General features: G+C 38.9%; 3 protein-coding genes and 1 pseudogene. 1 reads left to right on the top strand and 3 read right to left on the bottom strand.

What is annotated here, in order from left to right; all coding sequences use genetic code 11:
- Positions 1-88 (bottom strand): annotated as a pseudogene (locus NBA72_RS24065) (hypothetical protein); the annotation flags it as partial.
- 204 nt (positions 89-292) lie between these two features.
- Here NBA72_RS24065 and NBA72_RS24060 point away from each other — a divergent pair.
- Entirely contained in the window at positions 293-427 is a 135-nt protein-coding gene (locus tag NBA72_RS24060; protein WP_072035822.1) for a SymE family type I addiction module toxin, read from the top strand.
- 242 nt (positions 428-669) lie between these two features.
- Here NBA72_RS24060 and NBA72_RS24055 read toward each other — a convergent pair whose 3' ends face one another.
- Together NBA72_RS24055 and NBA72_RS24050 are read right to left on the bottom strand one after the other, a co-directional pair.
- Entirely contained in the window at positions 670-1,536 is an 867-nt protein-coding gene (locus NBA72_RS24055) for a leucine-rich repeat domain-containing protein (protein WP_049868168.1), read from the bottom strand.
- Positions 1,527-2,096, bottom strand: a 570-nt coding sequence (locus NBA72_RS24050) for an RHS repeat-associated core domain-containing protein (RefSeq protein WP_439005036.1), incomplete at its 5' end; no start/stop codon positions are given. The genes NBA72_RS24050 and NBA72_RS24055, both read right to left, overlap by 10 nt.

Raw genomic sequence — 2,096 nt, 5'->3', positions numbered from 1 at the left:
TGCTCATCAGCCCCAGCGCATTCCAGGTATACCTGTCCTGCTGTTTCCCCGGTGAGTTCACCGTCTCCGGCAACCCAGGCCGGTTGTAGCATTCGCTTTCTGTTCCCTGTAATACTGATGTTTCTTTTCCAGTCTCAGTTGATCACGATGAACATCAGCAGAAAATGCCAATCTGCTGAAACCCACTAAAAAAGCGAGATCGATACGCGATCCTGATACTGTGCCGGATTTTACCCACTGTGAGTTTTATTCATGCGTTGAAGGACATTCGGTTCGTTTGTACGGCGTCTGGATGGCACAGGACGGATTTATTAACGGGATGCCCGTTAAAATTCGGATGATGAAAGACTGCATCGTGATCACGCTGCAAAATACTCGTGAACTGTGGGGCTGCATTGAAGGTATGAGCGTTACGTATATCAACTAACGGAAAGTGAAGGCGTGGCTACAAACCTTTCCGGGGGCGCTGAATGATACCGGGGATATTCCGGTGATCAAACGCGGCAGATAACTGAACGATCCCGGTGATGAGCCGGGCTCTTTAATGGTTCAGAGTAGAGCTTAATCTCCTGAAAAACCAACAAGGAACAAAAATCGTAGCCACCAGTGATTATTTTCAAAATAAAGAATTCTACATCAATCTACGGTCCAAGGGCACAACTCTAAAAATTATGTATTAATTAAAATATTTATTTCTTCTTTTTTATGAGTGTAATTTTTCCTTTGAGGATGAAAGTCAACTATCTTTAATGTAGGGGACTGTAATAAAAAACTCAAATCACCGTCCTCTAAACTCCAAAATCTAAGAGAGTTCAAGTTTCTCATACTTGGAATAAAACAAAAAGAATCCACATCAGATAAAAACAAATCTTCAATAGTTTTGTTTCCTATTAAAAAAGAAAAATCAGTAACGCCCCTGCATTTTTCTATATATAATTTCCTCAGTGAATTCATTCTACTAATAACCCCCACTTCCTTCAGGCAATTATTTTTAACCAAATATAATTCTTTAATAGAGAGGGATTCAATATCAGATAAATCTGATATTTTCGAATCATAAATATGAAGTGCATTTAATTTACTCAATCCCAAAAAATCTTTAAGATTAGGCTCGTTAAATTTATAAACAACTAAACTTTCTAGGCTACGAGATAAATTAATATTACTCACCCCCTTCCAATACTCGAAGCCTAAATATTTCAGCGCAGGAAACAATGAAACATCCATAGTGAAAGATTGTTTTTTTTGAAAAAAAATCTTTTCAAGTCGACTCAAAGAATAAATAAAATCAAAATTAATAATACTATCTATTTTATCTGTAAAAGAAATGACCTTTAATTTTTTAGAGAGTTTCTCAAACTGCCTAAAATCAATTGTCATACCTATATCATCACTCCCAAGCACGCCTCTTATCTGAACTTGAGTCACACCCATTTTTACCGCATACTCAACACCCTCTTTAAGCTGATTAGCATGAATTATGACGTATTCTCCGTCCAGATTTTTCCTTACAATAAAATTCATATCTAAATGCATTTTACCCCCTTAGTTTTGTTAAATTCCGTTTCGAAGGAGTCTGCTTTTGCTACAATATCATTGTATAATGCCTTATTATTTACTTGTGCGTCAGCTAAAAGCTTTTCTCCAGGAGAATTAATGGCATTCTTGAAATTAACATCTGTTACTGCAGAATTTCTCCGCATAAGTTCGGCTTCAACCATTAACCCAGTCGTATTATTTCCATAATCAACATGTAATCCTTGAGTAACATTTATTTTCCCCCCAACTCTTTCTCCCATCGAATCATACATTCGACTTTCAGGCCCTTTTCCTATGTACCAATTTGATCCATCCGTAAACATGTATGTCCCTGTCAACCCCCACGGATCGATCCACCTAATAGGATTAGGCGCATACTGATAAAGGTTTATCCCGCCCCTTAGCCCAATCGGATCCTGACTGACGAACCTGCCACACTCCGGTGCATAATATCTGAACAGATTGTAATGCAGCCCTGTCTCGTCGTCAAAATACTGCCCCGGCAGCCGCAGCGGCTGGTGAAAGTACGCCCCGCTGTTGCTGATGTCCGCCGCATT

The sequence above is a fragment of the Salmonella sp. NW1250 genome (genome assembly GCF_051812965.1).
Taxonomy (GTDB): domain Bacteria; phylum Pseudomonadota; class Gammaproteobacteria; order Enterobacterales; family Enterobacteriaceae; genus Salmonella; species Salmonella enterica.
This window is presented reverse-complemented; position numbering and strand designations above follow the sequence as displayed.

Excerpts from the sequence above, each read along its gene's own strand:
- NBA72_RS24060 (WP_072035822.1), top strand. The coding sequence starts at position 293 with ATGGCACAGGACGGATTTATTAACGGGATGCCCGTTAAAATTCGGATG.
- NBA72_RS24055 (WP_049868168.1), bottom strand. The coding sequence starts at position 1,536 with ATGCATTTAGATATGAATTTTATTGTAAGGAAAAATCTGGACGGAGAA.